The 24,123-nt window shown below is 70.8% G+C and carries 23 protein-coding genes; 10 read left to right on the top strand and 13 right to left on the bottom strand.

The features are described 5' to 3' along the window. From ACIBJG_RS08405 to ACIBJG_RS08390, 4 genes are all read left to right on the top strand, one after another. On the top strand, nt 1-795 hold the full coding sequence (locus tag ACIBJG_RS08405; protein WP_399305543.1) for a thiazole synthase: 795 nt from the start codon (nt 1-3) through the stop codon (nt 793-795). A gap of 184 nt (nt 796-979) precedes the next feature. Beyond that, nucleotides 980-2,890 carry a Stk1 family PASTA domain-containing Ser/Thr kinase gene (gene pknB, locus ACIBJG_RS08400; protein ID WP_399305540.1) on the top strand — a complete coding sequence of 637 codons (1,911 nt, stop codon included), beginning with the start codon at nt 980-982 and terminating at the stop codon, nt 2,888-2,890. 146 nt (nt 2,891-3,036) lie between these two features. Next, nucleotides 3,037-3,894 carry a deoxyribonuclease IV gene (locus ACIBJG_RS08395; protein WP_399305538.1) on the top strand — a complete coding sequence of 286 codons (858 nt, stop codon included), beginning with the start codon at nt 3,037-3,039 and terminating at the stop codon, nt 3,892-3,894. A gap of 87 nt (nt 3,895-3,981) precedes the next feature. Next, the gene (locus ACIBJG_RS08390) at nt 3,982-4,518 is read left to right on the top strand and encodes a DUF4396 domain-containing protein (protein WP_399305535.1); all 537 of its coding nucleotides are present in this window, start codon (nt 3,982-3,984) and stop codon (nt 4,516-4,518) included. Nucleotides 4,519-4,542: 24 nt separating this feature from the next. Here ACIBJG_RS08390 and ACIBJG_RS08385 read toward each other — a convergent pair whose 3' ends face one another. Continuing rightward, nucleotides 4,543-5,175 (bottom strand): sulfite oxidase-like oxidoreductase, encoded by a 633-nt coding sequence (locus tag ACIBJG_RS08385; RefSeq protein WP_399305533.1) that lies wholly within the window; start codon nt 5,173-5,175, stop codon nt 4,543-4,545. Nucleotides 5,176-5,328: 153 nt separating this feature from the next. Between ACIBJG_RS08385 and bfr the strand changes: the two genes are divergently transcribed. Continuing rightward, on the top strand, nt 5,329-5,808 hold the full coding sequence (gene bfr / locus ACIBJG_RS08380) for a bacterioferritin (RefSeq protein ID WP_124718145.1): 480 nt from the start codon (nt 5,329-5,331) through the stop codon (nt 5,806-5,808). 16 nt (nt 5,809-5,824) lie between these two features. On the opposite strand, the gene ACIBJG_RS08375 is transcribed toward bfr, so the two are convergent. Continuing rightward, the gene (locus ACIBJG_RS08375; protein ID WP_399305530.1) at nt 5,825-6,130 is read right to left on the bottom strand and encodes a bacterioferritin-associated ferredoxin; all 306 of its coding nucleotides are present in this window, start codon (nt 6,128-6,130) and stop codon (nt 5,825-5,827) included. A 169-nt stretch (nt 6,131-6,299) separates the two neighbouring features. Continuing rightward, nucleotides 6,300-7,646, bottom strand: a complete 1,347-nt coding sequence (locus tag ACIBJG_RS08370) for a class II 3-deoxy-7-phosphoheptulonate synthase (RefSeq protein ID WP_399305528.1) — start codon at nt 7,644-7,646, stop codon at nt 6,300-6,302. Between the two features lie 154 nt (nt 7,647-7,800). Between ACIBJG_RS08370 and ACIBJG_RS08365 the strand changes: the two genes are divergently transcribed. The 3 genes from ACIBJG_RS08365 to ACIBJG_RS08355 all read left to right on the top strand — a co-directional run bounded on the left by ACIBJG_RS08365 (nt 7,801) and on the right by ACIBJG_RS08355 (nt 12,769). Beyond that, nucleotides 7,801-10,629, top strand: coding sequence for an N-acetylmuramoyl-L-alanine amidase (locus ACIBJG_RS08365; RefSeq protein ID WP_399305525.1), 2,829 nt, complete (start codon nt 7,801-7,803; stop codon nt 10,627-10,629). A gap of 73 nt (nt 10,630-10,702) precedes the next feature. After that, a complete protein-coding gene (locus ACIBJG_RS08360; RefSeq protein ID WP_399306256.1) occupies nt 10,703-10,777 on the top strand; it encodes a trp operon leader peptide in 75 nt (24 codons plus the stop codon). A 99-nt stretch (nt 10,778-10,876) separates the two neighbouring features. Then, complete coding sequence (locus ACIBJG_RS08355) at nt 10,877-12,769, top strand: anthranilate synthase family protein (RefSeq protein WP_399305523.1); 1,893 nt, start codon at nt 10,877-10,879, stop codon at nt 12,767-12,769. A gap of 29 nt (nt 12,770-12,798) precedes the next feature. Here the strand turns inward: ACIBJG_RS08355 and ACIBJG_RS08350 are convergent, their stop codons facing one another. From ACIBJG_RS08350 to ACIBJG_RS08330, 5 genes are all read right to left on the bottom strand, one after another. Next, nucleotides 12,799-13,803 carry a 2-hydroxyacid dehydrogenase gene (locus ACIBJG_RS08350; protein ID WP_399305520.1) on the bottom strand — a complete coding sequence of 335 codons (1,005 nt, stop codon included), beginning with the start codon at nt 13,801-13,803 and terminating at the stop codon, nt 12,799-12,801. 114 nt (nt 13,804-13,917) lie between these two features. Continuing rightward, nucleotides 13,918-14,946, bottom strand: coding sequence for a 6-phosphofructokinase (locus ACIBJG_RS08345; RefSeq protein WP_399305517.1), 1,029 nt, complete (start codon nt 14,944-14,946; stop codon nt 13,918-13,920). Nucleotides 14,947-15,055: 109 nt separating this feature from the next. After that, on the bottom strand, nt 15,056-15,751 hold the full coding sequence (locus tag ACIBJG_RS08340) for a response regulator (RefSeq protein WP_399305514.1): 696 nt from the start codon (nt 15,749-15,751) through the stop codon (nt 15,056-15,058). Further along, nucleotides 15,748-16,974 carry a MacS family sensor histidine kinase gene (gene macS, locus ACIBJG_RS08335; protein WP_399305511.1) on the bottom strand — a complete coding sequence of 409 codons (1,227 nt, stop codon included), beginning with the start codon at nt 16,972-16,974 and terminating at the stop codon, nt 15,748-15,750. Before macS ends, ACIBJG_RS08340 begins: the two co-directional genes overlap by 4 nt. A gap of 36 nt (nt 16,975-17,010) precedes the next feature. Continuing rightward, a complete protein-coding gene (locus ACIBJG_RS08330) occupies nt 17,011-17,763 on the bottom strand; it encodes a lysophospholipid acyltransferase family protein (protein WP_399305508.1) in 753 nt (250 codons plus the stop codon). A gap of 197 nt (nt 17,764-17,960) precedes the next feature. Between ACIBJG_RS08330 and ACIBJG_RS08325 the strand changes: the two genes are divergently transcribed. Together ACIBJG_RS08325 and ACIBJG_RS08320 are read left to right on the top strand one after the other, a co-directional pair. Further along, nucleotides 17,961-18,740: an alpha/beta hydrolase gene (locus tag ACIBJG_RS08325; protein WP_399305506.1), complete on the top strand. Its 780-nt coding sequence runs from the start codon at nt 17,961-17,963 to the stop codon at nt 18,738-18,740. After that, a complete protein-coding gene (locus ACIBJG_RS08320) occupies nt 18,733-19,404 on the top strand; it encodes a hypothetical protein (RefSeq protein ID WP_399305503.1) in 672 nt (223 codons plus the stop codon). The genes ACIBJG_RS08325 and ACIBJG_RS08320 overlap by 8 nt, the downstream gene beginning before the upstream one ends. Before the next feature lie 491 nt (nt 19,405-19,895). On the opposite strand, the gene ACIBJG_RS08315 is transcribed toward ACIBJG_RS08320, so the two are convergent. From ACIBJG_RS08315 to ACIBJG_RS08295, 5 genes are all read right to left on the bottom strand, one after another. Continuing rightward, a complete protein-coding gene (locus ACIBJG_RS08315) occupies nt 19,896-20,708 on the bottom strand; it encodes an endonuclease/exonuclease/phosphatase family protein (RefSeq protein ID WP_399305500.1) in 813 nt (270 codons plus the stop codon). Between the two features lie 79 nt (nt 20,709-20,787). Further along, nucleotides 20,788-21,729, bottom strand: coding sequence for an ROK family glucokinase (locus tag ACIBJG_RS08310; protein ID WP_350998474.1), 942 nt, complete (start codon nt 21,727-21,729; stop codon nt 20,788-20,790). A 73-nt stretch (nt 21,730-21,802) separates the two neighbouring features. Beyond that, nucleotides 21,803-22,261: a DUF5304 domain-containing protein gene (locus ACIBJG_RS08305; RefSeq protein WP_399305497.1), complete on the bottom strand. Its 459-nt coding sequence runs from the start codon at nt 22,259-22,261 to the stop codon at nt 21,803-21,805. An 83-nt stretch (nt 22,262-22,344) separates the two neighbouring features. Further along, nucleotides 22,345-23,559 carry an ArsA family ATPase gene (locus tag ACIBJG_RS08300; RefSeq protein WP_399305494.1) on the bottom strand — a complete coding sequence of 405 codons (1,215 nt, stop codon included), beginning with the start codon at nt 23,557-23,559 and terminating at the stop codon, nt 22,345-22,347. A 4-nt stretch (nt 23,560-23,563) separates the two neighbouring features. Then, the gene (locus ACIBJG_RS08295; RefSeq protein ID WP_362555107.1) at nt 23,564-24,013 is read right to left on the bottom strand and encodes an SRPBCC family protein; all 450 of its coding nucleotides are present in this window, start codon (nt 24,011-24,013) and stop codon (nt 23,564-23,566) included. Between the last annotated feature and the right edge of the window lie 110 nt (nt 24,014-24,123).

Here is a 24,123-nt window from a genome sequence, read left to right as displayed (position 1 = left end):
ATGTCCGACGACCTCTTCTCGCTCGGCGGCACCGTCCTCGGCTCCCGGCTGATCATGGGGACGGGCGGGGCACCGAGCCTGGACGTGCTGGAGCGGTCCCTGACCGCTTCCGGCACCGAGCTGACCACGGTGGCGATGCGCCGCCTGGACCCGACCGTGCAGGGCTCCGTGCTCTCCGTACTGCAGAAGCTCTCCATCCGCGTGCTGCCGAACACGGCGGGCTGCTTCACCGCGGGCGAGGCCGTACTCACCGCCCGGCTGGCCCGCGAGGCGCTCGGCACCCACTGGGTCAAGCTGGAGGTGGTGGCGGACGAGCGCACCCTCCTGCCCGACCCCATCGAGCTGCTCGACGCCGCGGAGACGCTGGTGGACGACGGTTTCACCGTGCTGCCGTACACGAACGACGACCCGGTACTGGCCCGGAAGCTGGAGGACGTGGGGTGCGCGGCGATCATGCCGCTCGGCTCCCCCATCGGCTCCGGCCTGGGCATCCGCAATCCGCACAACTTCCAGCTGATCGTCGAACAGGCGCGGGTTCCGGTGATCCTGGACGCGGGCGCCGGCACGGCCTCGGACGCGGCGCTGGCCATGGAGCTGGGATGTGCGGCCGTGATGCTCGCCTCGGCGGTGACCCGCGCGCAGGAACCCGAGCTGATGGCCGCCGCGATGCGTCACGCGGTGGAGGGCGGTCGGCTCGCGTACCGCGCGGGGCGGATCCCTCGCCGCCACTTCGCCGAGGCGTCGTCGCCGGTGGCGGGGCGGGCGGTGCTGGATCCGGAGCGCCCGGCGTTCTGACCCGGGGCGCCCGGAGGGTCCGTGTGGCGGATCTCATGTGCCGGTCACGACCCGTCCCGATCCCGGGGCCACACCCGTTCCCCGGCAGCGGATCGCATGTCCCTGTCACGGCTCGGCTGCAGTACGGCCCCGGGATCGCCCCGGCCAGTCGGCCGTGTCGGCGGTGGCTCGTAGACTCAGCACCGTGGATACGACCCTCCAGGACCCTCTCGTCGGGCAGCTGCTCGACGGCCGCTACCGCGTCGATGCCCGCATCGCCGTGGGCGGCATGGCCACGGTCTACCGGGCCATGGACACCCGGCTCGACCGGGTGCTCGCCCTCAAGGTGATGCACCCGGCGCTCGCGACCGACGCCTCGTTCGTCGAGCGCTTCATCCGCGAGGCCAAGTCCGTGGCCCGGCTGGCGCACCCCAACGTGGTCGCCGTCTTCGACCAGGGGGCCCAGGAGCAGTACGTCTACCTGGCAATGGAGTACGTCGCGGGGTGCACGCTGCGCGATGTGCTGCGCGAGCGGGGCGCCCTGCAGCCGCGGGCCGCACTGGACATCCTGGAGCCGGTACTGGCCGCCCTGGGGGCCGCGCACCGGGCGGGCTTCGTCCACCGGGACATGAAGCCGGAGAACGTGCTGATAGGCGACGACGGCCGGGTCAAGGTGGCCGACTTCGGCCTGGTCCGGGCCGTGGGCTCGGTCACGAACACCACCGGGACCATCCTGGGCACCGTCTCCTACCTCGCCCCCGAGCAGATCGAGCACGGCACCGCGGACACCCGCGCCGACGTCTACGCGTGCGGCGTCGTGCTGTACGAAATGCTCACGGGCGCCAAGCCGCACACGGGGGACTCCCCCGCCCAGGTCATCTACCAGCACCTCAACGAGGATGTCCCGGCCCCCTCCGCCGTCGTCCCGGGTCTCGCGGCCGAGCTCGACGCGCTGGTGGCGAGCGCCACGGCCCGCGACCCGGAGGTCCGCCCGTTCGACGCCGTGGCGCTGCTCGCCGAGTCCCGCCGGGCCCGGTCCTGCCTCACCGACGCGCAACTGGACGCCGTGCCGCCGCAGGCCCTGGCCGAGGTGCGCGAGGCCGCCGAGGACCGTACGAGCGTGATCCCGCGGGTGCTTCCGCCCGGCCAGGGCACCGCCCACCACACCAGCCGGCTGGAGATGCCGCCGCAGCCGCCCGCCCGTCGGGCGGGCCCGGTCCGCCGGAGGCCGCCGCGGGGTGTCATCGTGGCCGTCCTCGCCGTGCTGCTCGTCCTGGGGGTCGGCGGTGGTGTCTGGTACATCAACTCCGGGCAGTTCACCCGGGTCCCCTCGCTGCTGGGCCAGAGCGAGGCGGCGGCGAAGGGGCGGCTCTCGGACACCGGTCTGGAGCTGAAGGGCGTGCGGCGGGCCTACAGCGACACCGTCGACCGCGGCAAGGTGATCAGCAGCGACCCGAAGTCGGGCGCCCGGATCCGGGGCAACGACTCGGTGTCGCTGGTCGTCTCGCGCGGTCCCGAGATCGTCACGGTGCCCGATGTCCAGGGCGTCGAGCTCTCCGAAGCCAGACGGCAACTGGAGAAGCGGGGCCTGGTGCCCGGCATGGTCACCAAGGAGTTCAGCGACGACGTGAGCGCCGGTGAGGTGGTGCGTACGGATCCCGAGGCGGGCGCCGAGCGCCACCCGGACTCCGCGGTCGCGATCGTGGTCTCCAAGGGCAGCCCGGTCGACGTCCCCGATGTCACCGGCCTGTCGGTCGACGACGCCACGGCGGAGCTGGAGGACGCGGGCCTCAAGGCCGTCGTCGCGCCCGGCCGGGTCAACTCCCCGGAGGACGAGGGCGACGTCGCCCGCCAGTCGGTACCGGAAGGAACCGAGGCCGCCGAGGGGGACAGCATCACGCTGACGGTCTCCAAGGGACCGCAGATGATCGACGTCCCGGACGTCACCGGCAAGGACGTCGACGACGCCCGCAGCGAGCTGGAGGACGCGGGGTTCGAGGTCAAGGTCGACCGCCCGTTCCTCTCCTTCAGCGACACGATCGCGAGCCAGTCCGTCGACGGCGGCGACCAGGCCCCCGAGGGCAGCACCATCACCATCAAGACCAAGGGGCTCTAGGCCCTGTCCGGAGTCCCGAGCCTGCGCCCCGCCGCACGTGGTCGCAGGGCAGGACCTACGACCACGCACACCGACCGCACGCACCGACCGCCGCTGCGCCCGCGCTTCGCGCGGACGACGCGGGACTTCAGACAGGACCTATACGTATGCGCAACCCTGTCGGCGGCCACATCCCGGTAGCCGGCGGCCTCGCCAAGGTCGGCCTGCCCTACGCGCGCGAGATGGGCGCGGAGGCCGTCCAGGTCTTCGTGGCCAATCCGCGCGGCTGGGCGACCCCGGCCGGCAACCCGGCGCAGGACGAACTGTTCCGCACCGAGTGCGCCGCCGAGTCCATACCGGCGTACGTGCACGCCCCGTATCTGATCAACTTCGGCTCGCACACCCCGGCGACCGTGGAGAGGTCCGTCGACTCCCTGCGCCACTCCCTGCGCCGGGCGCGCGAGATCGGCGCCCTGGGCGTCGTGGTACACACCGGCTCGGCGACCAACGGACGGCCGCGGGAGGAGGCGCTGGCGCAGGTGCGTACCCATATGCGGCCGCTGCTGGACGAGCTGACGCACGACGACGACCCGTTCCTGCTGCTGGAGTCGACCGCGGGGCAGGGATTCTCGCTCTGCTCACGTACCTGGGACTTCGGACCGTACTTCGACGCGCTCGATACCCATCCGAAGCTCGGCATCTGTCTCGACACCTGCCACATCTTCGCGGCGGGACACGACCTGGCCGCACCGGCCGGCATGAAGGAGACCCTGGATCTGCTGGTGGAGACGGTCGGCGAGGGCCGGCTGAAGCTGATCCACGCCAACGACTCCAAGGACGTGACCGGGGCGCACAAGGACCGGCACGAGAACATCGGGTCGGGCCACATCGGCGAGGAGCCGTTCCGTGAGCTGTTCTCCCACCCGGCCACCGAGGGCGTTCCGCTGGTCATCGAGACGCCGGGCGGCAAGGAGGGCCATGCGGCCGACGTGGCCCGGCTGAAGGAGCTGCGCGGCCTGGGCTGATCGCGCGGAGACCCATGGAGGAATACCCCAGGGGGGTATATGGTTCTTACTGTCGGCAGGAGCCACTCCTCGGCATTGGGGTTCACCATGCAGAACCACACACCGCACACACCGCACACACCGCACACGGACCATGCCGGCCACGGGGGCCACGGGAGCCACGGTCACTCCGGCCACGGTGCGGGCAGTGCGAGCTGGGCGATGGCGGCGCGCGCCACGCTCCACTGCCTCACCGGATGCGCCATCGGCGAGATCCTCGGCATGGTGATCGGCACCGCGCTCGGCTGGGGCAACCTGCCGACGATGGTCCTCGCGATCGTCCTGGCGTTCTTCTTCGGCTACACGCTGACGCTGCGGTCCATCCTCAAGGCGGGTGTCGACTTCAGGACGGCGTTCCGGGTCGCGCTCGCGGCCGACACGCTCTCCATCGCGGTGATGGAACTGATCGACAACGGGGTGATCGTCCTGTGGCCCGGCGCCATGGACGCCACGCTTGCGGACGCCCTGTTCTGGGGGGCACTCGCGATCTCGCTCGCCGTCGCCTTCGTCGTCACCACACCGGTGAACAAGTGGATGATCGGGCGCGGCAAGGGACACGCGGTGGTGCACCAGTACCACCACTGAGGCGGCACACGGGGAACAGCCGGTTCAGAGCTCGGGTCCGTCCCCGGGCTCCTCCTGGTAGGAGTAACGCTGTTCCTTCCAGGGGTCACCGATGTTGTGATAGCCGCGCTCCTCCCAGAACCCGCGGCGGTCGGCGCTCATGTACTCGATGCCCCGGACCCACTTGGGGCCCTTCCAGGCGTACAGGTGCGGCACGACGAGCCGAAGCGGGAAGCCGTGTTCGGCGGTGAGCAGTTCGCCGCCCTTGTGGGTGGCGAACAGGGCCCGCTCGGAGGTGAAGTCGTCGAGCCGGAGGTTCGAGCTGAATCCGTACTCGGCCCAGACCATCACATGGGTGACCTGTGGCGCGGGCGGCGCGAGTGCCACGACATCGCGGGCGAGAACTCCGCCCCACTCGGCGCCGAGCATGCTGAACTTGGTCACGCAGTGCAGATCGGCGACGACCGAGGAGAACGGCAGCGCGGAGAACTCCTGATGGTTCCAGCAGTGCTTCTCACCGTCGGCCGTGGCCCCGAAGACCCGGAATTCCCAGCGGTCGGGCTTGAACTTGGGCACCGGCCCGTAGTGGGTAACCGGCCAACCACGCTGCAGTCGCTGTCCCGGCGGAAGCTCGGACTGCTCTGACGCGTGGTGTTCCCGGCTTTCCGGCTGACCCATGACTCCATGGTGACAGACAGGCAGGGGTGGTCATGACCAGGGCAGAGGCGATTCGGGCAACTCATACTAAGCGTGCACTTACTGGACGCCCATCGGGTGCGGTGCGAGGATGCGGCCAACTTGCCCAGTTCACCGGTGGAAGGAGCCTCTGCCATGCAGGGCGACCCCGAGGTCCTCGAGTTCCTGAACGAACAGCTGACCGCCGAATTGACTGCTATCAACCAGTACTTTCTGCATGCAAAGATGCAGGACAATTTCGGCTGGACGAAGCTCGCGAAGTACACCCGTTCCGAGTCCTTCGACGAGATGAAGCACGCCGAGATCCTGACCGACCGCATCCTGTTCCTGGACGGCCTGCCGAACTACCAGCGGCTCTTCCACGTACGAGTGGGCCAGACGGTCACCGAGATGTTCCAGGCGGACCGTCAGGTCGAGGTGGAGGCGATCGACCGCCTCAAGCGCGGCATCGAGCTGATGCGCGGCAAGGGCGACATCACGTCAGCAAATATCTTTGAGTCGATCCTGGCGGACGAGGAGCACCACATCGACTATCTCGACACCCAGCTGGAACTGGTCGAGAAGCTCGGCGAACCGCTCTACATCGCCCAGCTGATCGAGCAGCCCGACAGCTGACCGGACAAGGACGACGTCAGGCGGCGTCGGGAAGAGCGACCGGCCCGCCAACGGGGCCGGCGCCGGGGGCGGTGCGCTGATCGGCATCGGCAGCGGCGTCGGCCGTGACACGGTCCGCGGTGCCCGGCGTCCGCTTCTGGTCGAGCAGCTCGCGGCGCGGGCAGGCGCCGCGGCCGAGCATCGCCTGAATGGTGCGGACGCAGCCGCCGCAGTCGGTCCCCGCCTTGCAGGCGGACGCTATCTGGCGGGGTGTGCAGGCGCCGTCTTCCGCATGCTTCTTGACCTGCTGCTCCGTTACGCCGAAGCACGAGCAGACGTACATGCGGTTCACCTCCCGACGGGATGGATCGTGGGCGCCGCCCCGATAATCGGTGAGGCTAACCTAACCTTACCCGCCGCTCAAGGCCCGCAAAAGCCCCGGAACGCCCTGTGGGGCACGGATCACATCGATCCGTGCCCCACAGTCGTACGTCCGCTACCAGCGGTGATGCCTACTGATCCCGGTACATCTCGGCGACCAGGAACGCGAGGTCCAGCGACTGGCTGCGGTTGAGCCGCGGGTCGCAGGCCGTCTCGTAACGCTGGTGGAGGTCGTCCACGAAGATCTCGTGGCCGCCGCCGACGCACTCGGTGACATCGTCACCGGTGAGCTCGACGTGGATACCGCCCGGGTGCGTGCCGAGGCCCTTGTGCACCTCGAAGAAGCCCTTGACCTCGTCCAGGACGTCGTCGAAGCGACGGGTCTTGTGGCCGGACGCGGCCTCGAAGGTGTTGCCGTGCATCGGGTCGGTCACCCAGGCCACGGTCGCGCCGGAGGCGGTGACCTTCTCGACCAGCTCCGGGAGCTTGTCGCGGACCTTGTCGGCGCCCATGCGGACGACGAAGGTCAGCCGGCCGGGCTCGCGCTCGGGGTCGAGGCGCTCGATGTAGCCGAGGGCCTCGTCGACGGTGGTCGTCGGGCCGAGCTTGATGCCGATGGGGTTGCGGATCTTCGAGGCGAACTCGATGTGCGCGCCGTCCATCTGGCGGGTGCGCTCACCGATCCACACCATGTGGCCCGAGGTGTCGTACAGCTGGCCGGTCCGCGAGTCGACGCGGGTCAGCGCCGACTCGTAGTCCAGGAGCAGGGCCTCGTGCGAGGCGTAGAACTCGACGGCCTTGAACTCCGCCGGGTCCGTACCGCACGCCTTCATGAAGTTCAGCGCGTTGTCGATCTCGCGGGCCAGGGCCTCGTAGCGCTGGCCGGACGGGGACGACTTCACGAAGTCCTGGTTCCAGGCGTGCACCTGGCGCAGGTCGGCGTAGCCGCCGGTGGTGAAGGCGCGGACGAGGTTCAGCGTGGACGCGGACGCGTGGTACATCCGCTTCAGCCGGTCCGGGTCCGGGATGCGCTCGGCCTCGGTGAAGGCGAAGCCGTTGACGGAGTCGCCGCGGTACGTCGGCAGCGTCACGCCGTCGCGGGTCTCGGTCGGCTTGGAGCGCGGCTTGGAGTACTGACCGGCGATCCGGCCCACCTTGACGACGGGCACGGAGGCCGCGTAGGTGAGGACGGCGCTCATCTGGAGCAGCGTCTTCAGCTTGGCGCGGATGTGTTCGGCCGACACGGCGTCGAAGGCCTCGGCGCAGTCACCGCCCTGCAGCAGGAACGCCTCGCCCTTGGCGACGGCTCCCAAGCGGGCGCGCAGCTGGTCGCACTCGCCGGCGAAGACGAGCGGCGGATACGACGCGAGGTCCGCGAGTACATCGCGCAGGGCCTCGGAGTCGGGGTACTCGGGCTGCTGCGCCGCGGGAAGGTCTCGCCAGGTGTTGCCACCGGCGACGGAGGTATTGGCGTTCACGGTCACGGCTCCACATTACGGGGTCGCGTCCACTGTTTTTCCGGGTGCTCAACGGATGAGACGGACACACGCACGCCCAGTGACGGGCAGCACAGTCGGGCCTGCTAGCGTCACACCTTTCCGAATTGAACAAGTGGACCACAGGGGTGGGGCTTTGAAGCGGAATCACCGCAGGGACCTCAAGACGAGACGCGTCCTGTACGGCGTCGGCGCGGCGGTCGTCGCGACCGCCACGATCGGCACTCTCGCCATGGCCTCGCAGGACACCGCGACCACCGACGCGAAGCCGGTGGCGGCCTCCGCCGCACTGCAGAAGCAGTTCGCGGACGCGGCGTCCGAGTTCGACGTACCGCAGAGCGTGCTGATGGCGGTCTCCTACCGTCAGACGCTGTGGGAGAGCCACGACGGCGAGCCGAGCACCAGCGGCGCGTACAACGTGATGGGCCTGACCCGGGTCACCGAGGACGACATCGAGCAGCCGACGGATGCCGAGCGGCTCGCGCACCTCAACATGAGCGGCGACCCGGCCGTGATGAAGCACTTCGACGCGAAGCGCGCACTGCGCAACCTGCCGGAGCCGGTCGACACCGACGCCGCCGAGCTGCACACGCTCGACGAGGCCGCGAAGCTGATCGACGAGTCGGCCGGCGCGGTGCAGGACGACACGGAGCAGAGCATCCGCGCAGGCGCGGCGCTGCTCGCGAAGTACCAGCGCGAGGCCACCGATTCGCTGCCCGACGAGGCCGGCAAGTGGTACCCGGCCGTCGCGCGCTACAGCCAGGCCTCTGACACCAAGGGCGCCACCCTCTTCGCCAACCGTGTCTTCGAGTCGGTGAAGAGCGGCGAGAGCCGTCTCACCGCGGACGGCCAGCAGCTGTCGTTGCCCGCCGACCCGTCGGTGACCCCGGTCAAGCCCGCGAAGATGCCGCTGGCGGCGACGAACGCCGCCGTCACGGCGACTCCGGCGCCGGAGTGCCCCTCCGAGCTGAACTGTGACTTCAAGCCCGCCGGGTTCAAGCAGAACAGCAGCACCCCGGACGACTTCGGCAACTACAACGTCGCGGACCGTCCGGCCAGTGGCGAGGACATCCGCTACATCGTCATCCACGACACCGAGGGTGGCTACGACGGTTCGCTGGCGACGTTCCAGAACCCGACGTCGTACGCCAGTGCGCACTACCTGATCCGGGCCAAGGACGGTCTGGTCACCCAGATGGTCGAGACCAAGAACGAGGCGTGGCACGCGGCCAACAAGACCGCGAACATGCACTCGGTCGGTATCGAGCACGAGGGCTACGCGATCAAGTCGGGCAGCTGGTACACCGAGCCCCAGTACGAGTCGTCCTCGACGCTCGTGAAGTACCTGGCCGGGCGTTTCGGTATCCCGCTCGACCGTGAGCACATCATCGGCCACGATGAGGTGCCCGGCGTACTGGACGCCAACGTCGCGGGCCAGCACTGGGACCCGGGCCCCTTCTGGGACTGGAACCACTACATGTCCCTGATCGGCGCCCCGACCGGCGACAGCGGCGCCGGCGGTCCGATCAAGGCCGGCCAGGTCGTCAAGGTGGTGCCCCCGTTCACCACGGCCAACCAGCCGACGCTGACGTACGGCGGCAGCACGGTCGCCAAGCAGCCGGCGAACTTCGGCTACCTCTACACCTCGCCCTCCACCACGTCGGCGATGATCACCGACCCGTACATCCCCAACGTGAAGTCCACGGACGGACCCAACTGGGGCAACAAGGTCGTCGCGGGCGGCAAGTACGTCGTCGCCGAGGCCCGGACCGACTGGACCGCCATCTGGTACGGCGGCAAGAAGGCCTGGTTCCATAACCCGAGCGGCCAGTTCACCGCCCCGGTCACCAAGACCGCCCAGCCGGTGCTGAAGCCCAAGGCGGGTGCGACGTCCATCAAGGTGTACGGGCGCGCCTACCCGGAGGACGCGGCGTACACGGGCACCGGTGTGCCGGTGCAGACGAAGAACAACGACTCGCTGACGAAGTACAGCATCGCCGCAGGTCAGGCCTATCCTCAGGTCGGACCGGCGCAGGCGGGCGACTACTGGTTCGCGGGTACGTTCGCGGGCACGGCCGCCAACGACCGCACGCTGGTGAAGGGGAGCACGAACCTCTTCTACCCGATCCGCTACAACCACCGCATCGCGTGGGTGAAGGCGAGCGACGTCGAGACCGGCACCAGCGTCGCGCCGGACGCCGGGACGAACCGCTACAACATCCTGGGCCGTGACTCGGCCGGTGTGCTCTGGCAGTACCAGGGCACCGGCAGCGCCACGACGCCGTTCTACGCCCGTTACCGGGTGGGTCCGGGGTGGCAGGGCTACAACGCGATCACCGCGATGACGGCGCTGCGGGCCGACGGCACGGGCGACATGGTGGCCCGCGACACGAGCGGCTACCTCTGGTACTACCGGGGCGGCAACAACCCGGACAAGCCGTTCATGGCCCGCCTGAAGGTCGGCGGCGGCTGGGGTGTCTACAACGGCATGTGGGGCGCCCGCGATCTGAACGGCGACGGCAAGGCCGATCTGATCGCCCGCGACGCCTCCAACGTCCTCTGGTTCTACCAGGGCACCGGCGACCCGGCCAAGCCGTTCGCGACGAAGGCCCGCGTCGGCGGCGGCTGGGGTGTCTACAACACCCTGGTCTCCACCGGTGACCTGACCGCCGACGGCAAGGCGGACCTGGTCGCCCGGGACAAGTCCGGCGTGCTGTGGCTCTACAAGGGCACCGGCAGCCCGACCGCGCCGTACGCCGCGCGCACCCAGGTCGGCAAGGGATGGGGGGTCTTCAAGGACCTCCTCGGCCCGAGCGACCTGAACCGTGACGGCATCCCGGACCTGATCGCCCGGGACAGCGCGGGTGTGCTCTGGTACTACCGCTCCACGGGCGACATGGCGAAGCCGTTCGCGCCGATGGCCAAGGTCGGCGGCGGCTGGAGCATCTACAACACGCTGCTCTGATCGGCTTCGGACCGGATCCGTGAAGGGGTCCGTTGCGCCCGTCGGGCGGAACGGGCCCCTTCGTGCGTGCGTCATGGGTTATGGTTCGGGCATGTTCGCGCAACTGACCCGTAACTGGTGGTGGACCGCTCATCCGGCGGCCCACTGATTGCGCGTACACACCGACGCAGAGGCCGCCCGAGGGGCGGCCTTTCCCATGTCCAGGGGCCGTTCCTCCCAGCTGATCCCAGTGGAAGGAACACCGCAGATGGCACCGCACACCGCATCGCACCCGATCGTCCAGAGGCTCCTCGGCGACGACTGCCCGCCCTTCGCCCTGCTGCGCAGGCGCACCCCCGGCCACGACCACGACACCGTCGAGGTGCTGATCGGCCGGGTCCACGAGGCCGGCCGGCTCGCCGACATCCCGGTGGGCGAACAGCCCACCCTCGCCCTCGTGCCGTTCCGGCAGATCGCCGAGCGTGGCTTCGACGTCCGCGACGACGGCACACCGCTGGCCGTGCTGGTCGCGGACGAGACGTACGACCTGCGCCTCGACGAGACACTGGACGCGCTGCCCACCCACGCGGTGCGGGTCCAGGACGGTGCGTTCGACGTGTCCGACGAGGAGTACGCCGGGACGGTGCGGCGGGTCATCGAGGACGAGATCGGCCGGGGCGAGGGAGCGAACTTCGTCATCCGGCGGACCTTCCGGGGGGAGATCCCGGGGTTCGGCCGGGCGGACGCGCTGGCGCTGTTCCGGCGGCTGCTGGCCGGTGAGCGGGGCGCGTACTGGACGTTCGTCGTGCACACCGGGGACAGGACGCTGGTCGGTGCCAGCCCCGAGGTCCATGTGCGGATGTCCGGCGGGACGGTCGTGATGAACCCGATCAGCGGCACCTACCGCTACCCCGCCGAGGGGCCGACCGCCGAGAACCTGCTGGCCTTCCTCGCCGACCGCAAGGAGACCGAGGAGCTCTCCATGGTGGTCGACGAGGAGCTCAAGATGATGTGCACCGTGGGCGACATGGGCGGGGTGGTGATCGGGCCGCGGCTCAAGGAGATGGCCCATCTCGCGCACACGGAGTACGAGTTGCGCGGCCGCTCCTCGCTGGATGTGCGGGAGGTCCTGAAGGAGACCATGTTCGCGGCGACCGTCACCGGCTCCCCCGTGCAGAACGCCTGCCGGGTCATCGAGCGGTACGAGTCGGGCGGGCGCGGCTACTACGCGGGCGCGCTGGCCCTGTTGCGGAAGGGACCCGACGGGGCGCAGACGCTGGACTCGCCGATCCTGATCCGGACCGCCGACATCTCGGCCCGGGGCGAGCTGCGGGTGCCCGTCGGGGCGACGCTGGTGCGTCACTCCGACCCGGAGAGCGAGGTCGCCGAGACCCATGCCAAGGCGGCCGGTGTGCTGACCGCGCTGGGGGTGCGGCCGGGGCGGCCGCAGGCCGAGGGGGCACGTCCCGGGCTGGCCGACGACCCGCGGGTGCGGGCGGCTCTGGACGCCCGGCGGGAGGGTCTTGCGCCGTTCTGGCTGCGGATGCAGGAGCGCACCGACGCGCTGTCCGGCCATGCGCTGGTCATCGACGGCGAGGACACGTTCACCTCGATGCTGGGGCATCTGCTGCGCGCCTCGGGCCTCGACGTGTCGGTGCGCCGCTACGACGAGCCGGGGCTGCGTGAGGTCGTACGGGCACACGAGGGCCCCGTCGTGCTGGGTCCCGGCCCGGGTGATCCGGGTGACGCGGCCGACCCGAAGATGCGGTTGCTGCGCTCCCTGGCCGCGGAGCTCGTACGGGATCACCGGCACGGGCTGCTCGGGGTGTGCCTGGGCCATGAACTGATCGCGGCGGAGCTGGGGCTCGACATCGTCCGCAAGACCGTTCCCTACCAGGGCGCGCAGACCCGGATCGAGCTGTTCGGCCGTCCGGAGACCGTCGGCTTCTACAACAGTTTCACCGCGCGCTGCGACGACGCCGCGGCCACCGAGCTGGCGGCACACGGCATCGAGGCGAGTCTGGACCCGGCGACCGGGGAGCTCCACGCGCTGCGCGGGGACGGCTTCGCCTCCGTGCAGTTCCACCCCGAGTCCGTGCTGACGCTGCGCGGGTCGGCGATCGTGGGCGAGCTCCTGGCAGGGCTTCCGGTACGCGGCTGACGCCGTGCCGCCCGGCCCCGGTGATGCCGTCAGGGGCCGGGCAGCGCCGGGACCAGTACGTTCTCGCTGCGGCGGCCGGCCAGGTAGTCGTCGACGTTACGGACGGTGGCCTCGATGATCTGGCCCAGGGCGTCCTCGGTGTAGTACGCCTGGTGCGAGGTGACGAGGACGTTCGGGAAGGTGACGAGCCGGGCCAGGGTGTCGTCGTCGACGCCCTCCAGGGACTTGTCGAGGAAGAAGAGCCCGGCCTCCGCCTCGTACACGTCGAGTCCGACGCCCAGGAACCGGCCCGCCCGCAACTCCTCGACCAGGGCCTTGGTGTCGACGAGTCCGCCGCGGCTGGAGTTGATCAGGATCGCGTCGTCCTTCATGTGGGACAGGGCGTCCTTGCCGATGATGTGGTGGGTCGAGGGCAGCAGCGGGACGTGCAGGCTGATCAGGTCGGACTCGGCGAGGAGCTGTTCCTTGTCCACGTACCGCATGCCGAGCTCGACGCAGGCCGGGTTCTCGGCGACGTCCCAGCCGAGCATGTTCATCCCGAAGCCATGGGCGATCCGGGTGAAGGCCTCGCCGATCTTGCCGGTGCCGATGATGCCGGCCGTGCGGCCGCGCATGTCCCGGCCGAGGAGGCCGTCGAGGCGGAAGTCGAAGTCCCGGGTACGGGTCGTGGCGCGGACGATGCGGCGGTTGACCGCCATCGCGAGGGTCCAGGCGAATTCGGCGACCGAGTAGGGCGAGTACCACGAGACCCGGGAGACCCGCAGGGCGAGGCGCTCGGCGACGTCCAGGTCGATGTTGTTGAAGCCCGTGGAACGCTGGGCGATCAGCTGCGTGCCGCCGGTCGCGAGGGTCTGCAGGACCTTGCCGCCCAGGTCGGCGTTGACGCTGGTGGAGATGGCCTCGTAACCCGCCGCGATGGGTGCGGTGTCCCGGTTCAGGAAGACGTCCAGGCAGCGCACCTCGTGCTTCCCGGCGAAGGCCTTCTCGATCAGCGGCTTCTCGTCGGACTGCACACCGAATGCCAGGATTTCCACGACGTCTCCCGTGACTGATCCGAACGAAAGGCCCTGGGTGCGGGTCCCGCTCCGGGAGCGGGACCCGCGGGGCCGGTCATCGCGAATATACGGTGGCCGGACCGGGCGCGCCGCTCAGCCGAAGAACACCCCCACCTCCGCGTAGAGCGCCGGGTCGACCGTCTTGAGCCGGGCGGTGGCCTCCGCGATCGGCACCCGCACGATGTCCGTGCCGCGCAGGGCGACCATCTTCCCGAAGTCACCGTCGCGCACGGCGTCGATGGCGTGCAGCCCGAAGCGGGTGGCCAGCCAGCGGTCGAAGGCGCTGGGGGTGCCGCCGCGCTGGACGTGGCCGAGGACGGTGGTCCGGGCCTCCTTGCCGGTGCGGCTCTCGATCTCCTTGGCCAGCCACTCGCCGACGCCGGAGAGCCGGACATGGCCGAAGGAGTCGTGCGACCCGTCCTTGAGGACCATGTCCCCCTGCGCGGGCGCGGCCCCTTCGGCGACGACCACGATCGGTGCGTAGCTTGCCCGGAACCGGGAGGTCACCCAGGCGCAGACCTGGTCGATGTCGAAGCGCTGTTCCGGGATGAGGATGACGTTGGCACCGCCGGCCAGCCCCGAGTGGAGCGCGATCCAGCCCGCGTGGCGGCCCATCACCTCGACGACGAGGACCCGCATATGGGATTCGGCCGTGGTGTGCAGCCGGTCGATGGCCTCGGTCGCGATGCCGACTGCGGTGTCGAAGCCGAAGGTGTAGTCGGTGGCGGAGAGGTCGTTGTCGATGGTCTTCGGTACGCCGACGCAGGGGACGCCGTACGTGTCGGACAGGGTGGCCGCCACGCCGAGTGTGTCCTCGCCGCCGATCGTGACGAGCGCGTCGACCTCGTACGCGGCGAGGGTCTCCCGCACCCGGCGGACACCGTGATCGGCCTTGAGGGGGTTGGTGCGAGAGGAACCGATGATGGTGCCGCCGCGCGGCAGGATGCCGCGCACCGCCGGGATGGAGAGCGGGACCGTCTCGCCCTCCAGCACCCCGCGCCAGCCGTCCCGGAAGCCGATGAAGTCGTAGCCGTACTCCTGCACGCCCTTGCGGACGAGGGCGCGCATGACCGCGTTGAGGCCGGGGCAGTCGCCGCCCCCGGTCAGTACTCCGACCCGCATGGAAGCATCCCTTCGCCGAAGTGAGCTCGCTCCTCACCACGCTAAGGGTGATTCAGGTCACTCTGGGATGGGCTGTACGGTTAATTCCCGTGCAATGTGCGGGTGTTGATCAGACGTCGTCGAGGCCGCGCTCGATGGCGTACCGCACGAGCTCCACCCTGTTGTGCAGTTGGAGCTTGCCCAGGGTGTTCTGGACGTGGTTCTGGACGGTGCGGTGCGAGATGACCAGCCGCTCGGCGATCTGCTTGTACGAGAGCCCCTTGGCAACCAGCCGCAGCACCTCGGTCTCCCGGTCGGTGAGTTGCGGGGCCTTCGGCTCGTCGGAGGCGACGGGTGCGGGTTCGGAGGCCAGCCTGCGGTACTCGCCGAGCACGAGTCCGGCGAGGCCCGGGGTGAAGACCGGGTCGCCGACGGCGGTGGAGCGGACCGCGTCGGTCAGTTCCTGGGTGCTCGCCGACTTCAGCAGATAGCCGGTGGCGCCCGACTTGACCGCCTCCAGTACGTCGGCGTGCTCGCCGCTCGCCGAGAGCACCAGGACCCGCAGTCCGGGCTGCGATCCGACGAGCTCCTTGCAGACCTGGACGCCCGGCATCCCGGGCAGGTTGAGGTCGAGGACCAGGACGTCGGGGGTGACGGCCGCGGCGCGGCGGACGGCCTGCGGGCCGTCGCCCGCGGTCGCCACGACGTCGAAGCCGGCCTCGGCCAGGTCGCGCGCGACGGCGTCGCGCCACATCGGGTGGTCGTCGACCACCATCACCCTGATGGGCCGCTGCTGCCCGGCGCCCTCTTCGGTTGCTGCGCTCATCGGACTGAACCCGCCTTCCCCCGTGAAACCTTCGGAACCTTCAATTCGACCTCGGTGCCCTGGCCGGGCACCGAGATCAGCTCTGCCGTGCCGCCCAGGTCGCGCAGCCGCCCGCGGATGGAGAGGGCGACGCCGAGACGGCCCTCGCCCTCGGCCTGGGCGAGCCGCCCCTCCGCGATGCCCGGTCCGTCGTCCCGGACCGTGACGATCACCTCGTCCGGCCAGTCCTCGACCAGGATCCACGCGCGGGCGCTCTCCCCCGCGTGCACCCGGACATTGTCCAGGGCCGCGCCGACGGCGGCCGCCAGCTCCCCGGCCGCGGCGGGCGTGAGCAGCACCGGTGCGCCGGGCTCCGCGAAGGTCACCCGGGATCCGGCGTGCGGGGCGAGCAGGGCGCGCAGATCGGTCTCGGCCGGGGCGTCGGTCTCGTCGTCGTCCGCCTCGACGCTCCGCACGACGGCTCCCTCGGCCGCGTCCTCGGAGACCCGGGTGGGGGGCACCAGACCGCTGGAGACGAGGGTGCGCAGGGCGACCTCCTGCTCCCCGGCCATCCGGCCCAGTTCGGCGGCCTCGCCGCCGAACGCCGTACCCCGCCGCTGCACCATGGCGAGGACCTGGAGCACGCTGTCGTGGATGTCGCGGGCCAGACGCTCCCGCTCCCGGGTCGCGGCCTCGATCTCCAGGGCGCGGGCGAGGGTGCGCTCACTGGCGCGGGCGACCTCGACGACGTACCCGATGGCGATGGAGGCGACCCAGACCAGCAGGACGTTGTGCAGGGTGTCGCGGCTGGGTTCGGCGCGCTCGATCAGGTTGGCGACGGCGACGAAGGTGGAGGCGAAGGCCGCCCAGCGCCAGCCGCCCTTGATCGCGAAGGCCAGGACGGAACCGGCGGTCCAGATGGACGGCAGGGTCGGGCCGTCCATGTGCTGGGCCTGGAAGTCGGCGAGCGGAGTGACGAGGATGCCGATGAGAGCGAGCGTGAGGTCGGCCCCCAGGAAGCGCTTGGTGCAGGCCGCGGCGCCCGAGACCTTCGGCAGGGTGGCGAGCGTCCAGACGGTCATGACCGCCAGGAAGGCGATGGCCACCCACGGCCGCTCGTACTTCTCGCGTCCGAAGACGGCGAGCAGGATCGCGTAGAGCATCGTGAGGATGCGGTACGCGGTCAGGGCACGCCACAGCGGCTGCTCGACCGACATCCGCACTACGCGTACACGCTTGGCCATACTGTTCTCCCCCACCCCCGGCGGACCACCGCGCCCTCAGGCGTCGTCGCGGTCCGCTTCCGTGCCCGATGACGCCTTCTTCGCGGCCTCGGCCCGGTGCTTCGCCTCGTCGGCGAGCTGCCGCTTGGCGGCGGTCGCGTAGATGTCGACGTACTCCTGGCCGGAGAGCTTCATGATCTCGTACATCACCTCGTCGGTGACCGAGCGCAGGATGAAGCGGTCGCCCTCCATGCCGTGGTAGCGGCTGAAGTCGAGCGGCTTGCCGATCCTGATCCCCGGGCGCATCAGCTTGGGCATCACCTGGCCGGGCGGCTGGATCTTCTCCGTGTCGATCATCGCGACGGGGATGACCGGCGCGCCGGTGGCGAGCGCCACCCGGGCGAGGCCGCCGGGCTTCCCGCGGTAGAGGCGGCCGTCGGGCGACCGGGTCCCCTCCGGGTAGATGCCGAACAGGCCGCCGCTCTCGATGACCTCGATGCCCGCCTTGATCGCCGCCTCGCCGGCCCCGCGGGCGCCCGAACGGTCCACCGGGAGCTGGCCGACGCCCTTGAAGAAGGCGGCGGTGAGCTTGCCCTTGACGCCGGGCGCGGTGAAGTACTCGGACTTGGCGATGAAGGTGACCTTGCGGTCAAGGACGGCGGGCAGGAAGAAGGAGTCGGAGAACGACAGATGGTTGCTGGCGAGGATCGCGGGTCCGTGCGCGGGGATGTTCTCCAGGCCCTCCACCCACGGCCTGAAGGCGAGCTTCAGAGACCCGCCGATGGAGAACTTCATAGCGCCGTAGATCAACTCGGGTGCCTCCTGTGTGCTGTCGAGAGACCTTAACCCGTGCGGCCGCCGACGCTTCCGCCCGGCACGGGCCGGGAGCGTCCGGCCCCGGCCGGTGACGGCCCTGGTCGGTGTCGGCCCGGTCGCGTACGGTGAAGTAATCCTTCTGCACTCCCCCCTTTCGCTCCCCTTTCGAGCCTCACGAACAGGAGACCCCGGTGCCGGTCCTTCCTGGAGCCGAGCCGTTCCGCCACGAGGGCGGAGAGGTCGGCGTCCTCCTCTGTCACGGATTCACCGGCTCCCCGCAGTCGCTGCGCCCCTGGGCCGACTATCTGGCGGAGCGCGGGCTCACGGTCTCGCTGCCGCTGCTGCCCGGTCACGGCACCCGCTGGGAGGACATGCAGGTGACCGGCTGGCAGGACTGGTACGCGGAGGTGGACCGGGCGCTGCGGGAGCTGCTGGAGCGGTGCGAGCAGGTCTTCGTGTTCGGCCTCTCCATGGGCGGCGCGCTGTCGCTGCGGCTCGCGGCGAAGCACGGCGACGCGGTCCGGGGTCTGGTGCTGGTCAACCCGGCCAACAAGGTGCACGGTCTCGCCGCGCACGCCCTGCCGGTCGTCCGCCATCTGGTGCCGACGACGAAGGGGCTGGCGAGCGACATCGCGCTGGAGGGTTCCCACGAGGTGGGTTACGACCGGGTGCCGCTGCACGCGGCGTACTCGGTGCGGAAGTTCTTCCGGCTGGTCGATGCCGAACTGCCCCAGGTGACCCAGCCGATCCTGCTGCTGCACAGCCCGCAGGACCATGTCGTGCCGCCCGCCGACACCGCCCGGATCCTGAGCCGGGTGTCCTCGACGGACGTCGAGGAGATCCTGCTGGAACAGAGCTACCACGTCGCGACGTTGGACCACGATGCGGAGCGGATCTTCGACGAGAGCTACTCGTTCATCGGTCGTCTCGCTCCGAGCGTCGGAAAGAAGGGGAGCAGGTCCGGTGGCTGAGCACGACGCGGAGCGCGCAGGCAGCGAGGAGGAGCGGGAGCCGCTCCCCGCCGGGGGAGCGGCCGTCCCCGACGAGGAGGGCGGTACGCCGGCACCGGAGACCCCGCCCGCACCCGCCGGGGCGGAGGGCGAACGCCCGGTCGACGAGGACGCGGTCTGGAAGGCGATCGTCGAGGGATACGGGGAGGAGCCGCCGGACCCGCCGGGTGCCAGGCCCTTCCGGTCCGTGGAGGATCTGGCGCTCCCGGAGGAGGACTCCGTCGCTCCGGACCCGGACAAGGGTCTCGGGAAGAGTCGGCCCAAGCCGCCGGAGAAGCCGCTCGGCAGCTCGGTGGTCTTCGCCCCGGGTGTCGGCGGTCCGCGTGACTACGAGCCGGCGGAGTCCGCCGAGGGCGACATCGACGACGACAGCGGTGAGGGGCACTTCGTGCCCCCGGAGCCGCCGCCGCTGCCGGAGGCCGACGTCACGGCGAAGTTCGCCTGGCTCGCGGTGCTCGGCGGCCCGGTCCTGCTGCTGCTCGCGGTGCTGCTGCAGTGGGAGATGACCTGGTGGCTGACCACGGTCTGCGTCGGCGGCTTCCTGGGCGGTGCCGTCACTCTGGTGGCGCGGATGGAACACGACGACGAGGACGGTGACGACCCCGGCCGCGGGGCGGTGGTCTGACCGGGTCCCTGCGGGGTGCGGGGTGCTGTGGTGCGGGGTTCCGTCCTCAATCTCCCCCATAGCCCTAAAGGGCCCTAAAGGCATGGGGGACCCCCTCGACGGGCTTGGGTGGTGCGGGTGCTCCGCGTTGCTGATGCGCCTTACCCCGGTGGGTGGGGGCCCGGGGTCCCTCCGGGGCGTCTCCTCAAACGACGAACGTTCGGCGGGTACGCAGCGGACCCGGGTATCTGTTCGTCGTCCTGCGGGGACTCCCCTGCACGCCCCCGAACCCGGCCGCCGCGCGTCTGCGACAGTCGTATGGCCGGTGTGCAGACGCGACTGATGCCGGGTGGGGGCGTGCAGGGGAGTCCCCGCAGAAAATGGCGTACGACCCGGGTACAGGTTCGTCGTCGGGTGAACACGCCATTTTTGAGGAGTCTCCCCGGAGGGCCCCCACCCCCACCCACCGGCGCAGGCGCACCGCACCCCGCGACGCGGAGCACCCGCACCAATCAAGCCCGTCCGGCGATTGAGGACGGAACCCCGCCACCCCGCGGGGAAGCCGCACCCCGCAAGGATCCCGGCACCCGCAGCGCGGCCAGCACCGGTAGGTGGTCGGTCGCGGCCAGCAGGTCGGCCTCGCTGACCCCGGGCAGCCCCGTGGGCACCCCGCAGCCGAGCACCTCGATGCCGTCGCCAGCGAAGACGGCGTCGAGCCGCTTGTGCGGGTCGTGCGGCGGGAAGGTGTCCTCGCCGCCCCGGGGCCGCCGGGCCCAGCAGTCCTGGAACCGCCCGGCGAGCAGCCGGAAGGCCCGGCCGCTGGGGACGTCGTTGAGGTCACCGGCCACGACCACGTGGTCCACGCCCATCGCGTCCACCGTCTCCAGCAGCCGCCCGGCCTGGGCGAGGCGTTCGGTCCGCTCAAGGCTCAGATGACAGCTCAGTACTCCGATCCTGGCGCCCGCGATCCGGACCACCGCCGTCGCGAAGCCCCTGCGGTGCAGGCCCGGGGTGAGCGGCAGCAGGATGTCCTCGGTGCGCTCCACCGTGGCGCGCAGCGAGCAGAGCAGCAGGGGCCCGGCCGCGGTGGCACCGCCGCCGAGGACCACCAGGCCGCTGCGGGCGGCGAGCCGGGCGGCGGCCTTGCGCCAGCGGAAGAAGCGCGGCGCTTCCTGGATGAGGACCAGGTCGGGTGCGCAGGCCTGGATGACACGGGCCAGCGCGTCGCGGTCGTCGCGCAGGGAACGGATGTTGTAGCTGAGCACTCTGACGACGGCCGAGCCGTCCTGCTCGGTACGGGATTCTGGCAGCGACATCATGGCCATGCGGGTCACGATACGACGGAAGCCCGCCGCTCCCCGAGAGGGTCGCGACGGGCCTGTGATGTGTCCGTATCCGGTCGGATCAGCCCTGCCGGGCCAGGTCCGCCGCGCCCACCAGTCCGGCCTTGCCGCCCAGTTGGGCCGCGAGCACCTGGGCGTGCGGCCGCCACTCGCCGCCGATCAGCCAGCGCCGGAACGACTTGCGGATCGGGTCGAGGACCAGTTCACCCTCGTCCGAGACGCCGCCGCCGACGATGAAGGCGGACGGGTCGAAGAGCGAGGCGAGGTCGGCCAGTCCGGCGCCGGCCCAGCGGGCCAGCTCGCGGAACGAGTCGACGGCCACCGGGCAGCCCTGCCGGGCGGCCTCACTGATGTGCTTGCCCTCGATGCCCTCGACCGTGCCGTCGCCGAGCGCGAGGAGGATCGTGGCGTTCTCCGGCGTGGCGTTGGCGCGCTGCTTCGCGTACCGCACCAGGGCGCGGCCGGAGGCGTACTGCTCCCAGCAGCCCTGGCTGCCGCAGCCGCAGAGGAGCCCGTCCGGGACGACCCGGATGTGGCCGAACTCGGCGGCCACGCCGAAGCGTCCGCGGCGCAGCTTGTTGCCGATGATGATGCCGCCGCCGAGGCCGGTGCCCAGCGTGATGCAGATGACGTCCTCGTGGCCCTGCCCGGCACCGAAGCGGTATTCGCCCCAGGCGGCCGCGTTGGCGTCGTTCTCCACGACGACAGGGAGGCCGACGCGCTGCTCGACCTTGTCCTTCAGCGGCTCGTGCCGCCAGTTGATGTTCGGCGCGAACAGCACCGTGGCCCGCTTGTCGTCGACGTATCCGGCCGCGCCGATACCGACCGCCTCGACCGGGTGCCCCTCGCTCGCGCCGGACACCGCCGCCGCGATGGCGTCCACGATGCCTTCGGCCGTCGGCGGGGTCGACACCTTGAAGGTCGAGAGGATGTGGCCCTCTTCGTCCACCACTCCTGCTGCGATCTTCGTGCCGCCGATATCGACGCCGATGGTGAGTCCCATGAATCCCTCAGTTTCGGTCGAGCCCCGCTGGGGCAACCGTACCCGAGGCCGGGGCCCGCCCTGTCGGCGCCGGTCAGTCCAGGTCGATGTGTTCGCCGGCTCCGGGCCCCTCATCGCGGGGGTCGGTGGGGCCCTCCGCCTTCTTTTCCGTGCCTGCGGGGTCACCCGCACCCTGGGTCCAGCGGCGTTCCTGGCCCTCGACTGCGGAGCGGTAGGCGGCGAGCAGTTCACTGCCGGCCGCGGCGATGTGATCGAAAACGTCCGGATTACGTTCGATGACGGGCTCGACGGCGGACTTCGCCTGCTTGATGACCTGCTGTACGGCTCCCTGGGCCGCCACGCCGAACAGCGGCGTCTGGAGGGACCCGAGCTTGTCGGCCACGGCGTCGACCAGCTTGCGCAGCTCCTCGGCTGCGGAGCCGGGCGGCGGGCCGTACTCGGCACGGCGGCGGGCCTTCTCGGCGGCGAGGTCCTCGGCGCAGGCCTGCGCCCACGCGTCGTCGTCGACGGGACGATCGGTGGCTTCGCTCATGGCGGACTCCTGCGACGTGGTGGGCCGGCGCCCCGGCATCCGGGACCCCTACCAACGACGGTACCCGAACGGTGGTACGCCGTTCAGCCCGTCCTCGGCCACAGTGCGGGGTCCGGCGTGAAGCGGACCCGCAGCACCCCGTCGGTGAGGGCGGCGCCGGAGACGGTACAGCGGCGCAGGGCGGACTCCAGGGGCACGATGCGATGGAACGGTCCGACGGTGAGAAGCAGTTCGTTGCCGCGCCGGACCAGCTGGAGGTCCTTCTTGACGGCGCCGGGCAGGCGCAGGCACCAGACGAGTATGCCGTCGGCGCCGTCCCGCTCTTCGGGTGCTCCGGCCTCCTCGATCCACCAGGCGTCCTCGGCGCGGCCGCCGTCCCGGCTTTCCGGGGACAGGCCCGGCACGTCGTCCGCGAGGCCGGCGAGGTCGTCGGGGCCCTGTGGATCGCGGCCCAGGTGGGGCACCCGCAGCAGCGGGGCCTCGGGGGACCGTTCCTCGTGCCAGTGGTCCAGGCACTTGTCCTGCTGCGCGGAGAGCGCGGCGAACCAGGGGTCGGACGAGTGCCGGGGCAGCACCCGGTTGGCGACCAGGGCGTCGACCCGCAGCCCGTGCAGGGCGAGTCCGGTGCGGGCGGCGCGCAGGGCGTCCTCGGCGGCCGGGCCCGGTTCGGCGACCAGCCGGAGTGTCGTCGCGCGGTCCTCGATCAGCGCCTGCGTCCCGGCGAGTTCGGCGTCGCGGCGGGCGGCGGCCTCGTACAGCCACTGGGCGGGCATGGGCACGCCGGCGAGCTGGGCGAGCATCGGGCGCAGGGCGCGGGCGGCCTGGCGTTCCTGGGGCAGCAGCCTGCGCAGGTAGCGGCGCAGTTGTCCGGGCAGGGCCAGCGCGGCGAGGGCTTCGCGCAGTGGCGGCAGGTCGACGACGAGGAGGTCGTAGCCGGCGCGGGACCAGTCGCCCTGCGCGGCGCGGCGCAGGGAGTGCAGCAGGGCCAGTTCGGCGCTGCCGGGGAGTTCGGTGAGTTCCTCGCCGTCCATGCGGTTGCCGCCGAGCAGGTCGAGCACGCCGGACAACTGGTCCTGGAGGGCGAGGAGTTCGCTGCGGAAATGGGCGCCGGAGTCGATCCGGACGGACCACAGCCCGTCGGTGACCGCGGTGGGGTCGGTGGCTGACGGGAAGCCGGGTATGGCGTCGGCGGAGATCAGCAGGGTGCGGGCGCCGCCGCGGGCGCCGGCCAGTGCGGTGGCCGCCGCGACGGTGCTGCGGCCGGCGCCGCCGAGGCCGGTGACCAGGACCGTACGCACCGGGTCAGGCCTTCGGGACGGACTCGACACGCTTCTTGAGACCGGCCAGGGCGCGGTCGATGATGACCTTCTCGGCCTTGCGCTTGATCATGCCGAGCATCGGGATCTTGACGTCGACGGTCAGCCGGTAGGTGACCTCGGTGCGGCCGCCGTCGCCGAGCGGCGCGAGCGCGTACGAGCCGTCGATGGCGCGCAGCATCTGGGACTTGACCAGGGTCCAGCTGACCTCGTAGTCGCCGATCCAGGTGTAGGCGAGGGTGTGGTCGTCCTTGATCGCTCCGGCGTCCAGGACGAGGCGGACCTTCTCGGCGCGGCCGCGGTCGTCGGTGCCGAGCACCTCGGCCTCCTTGACCTCGCCGGTCCATTCCGGATAGCGGTCGAAGTCGGCGATCACGCCCATGACGTCGGCCGGTGCCGCCTCGATCGTGATGCTCGAGCTGGTGTGTTCAGCCATCGCTGTGGCCCTCCAGTGCGGTGTACCGGTCGATCGGCAGAGGCCTGCCGCCAGAAGGCTATCGCGTGAGCGTCGCGCCTCGGCCCAGGGCCCGGGCGAGCGGGGCCGTG

This window comes from Streptomyces sp. NPDC050422 (assembly GCF_044458665.1).
GTDB lineage: Bacteria > Actinomycetota > Actinomycetes > Streptomycetales > Streptomycetaceae > Streptomyces.
The sequence above is the reverse complement of the archived record's forward strand: the minus strand, read 5'-3'. Positions and strand labels throughout refer to the sequence as shown.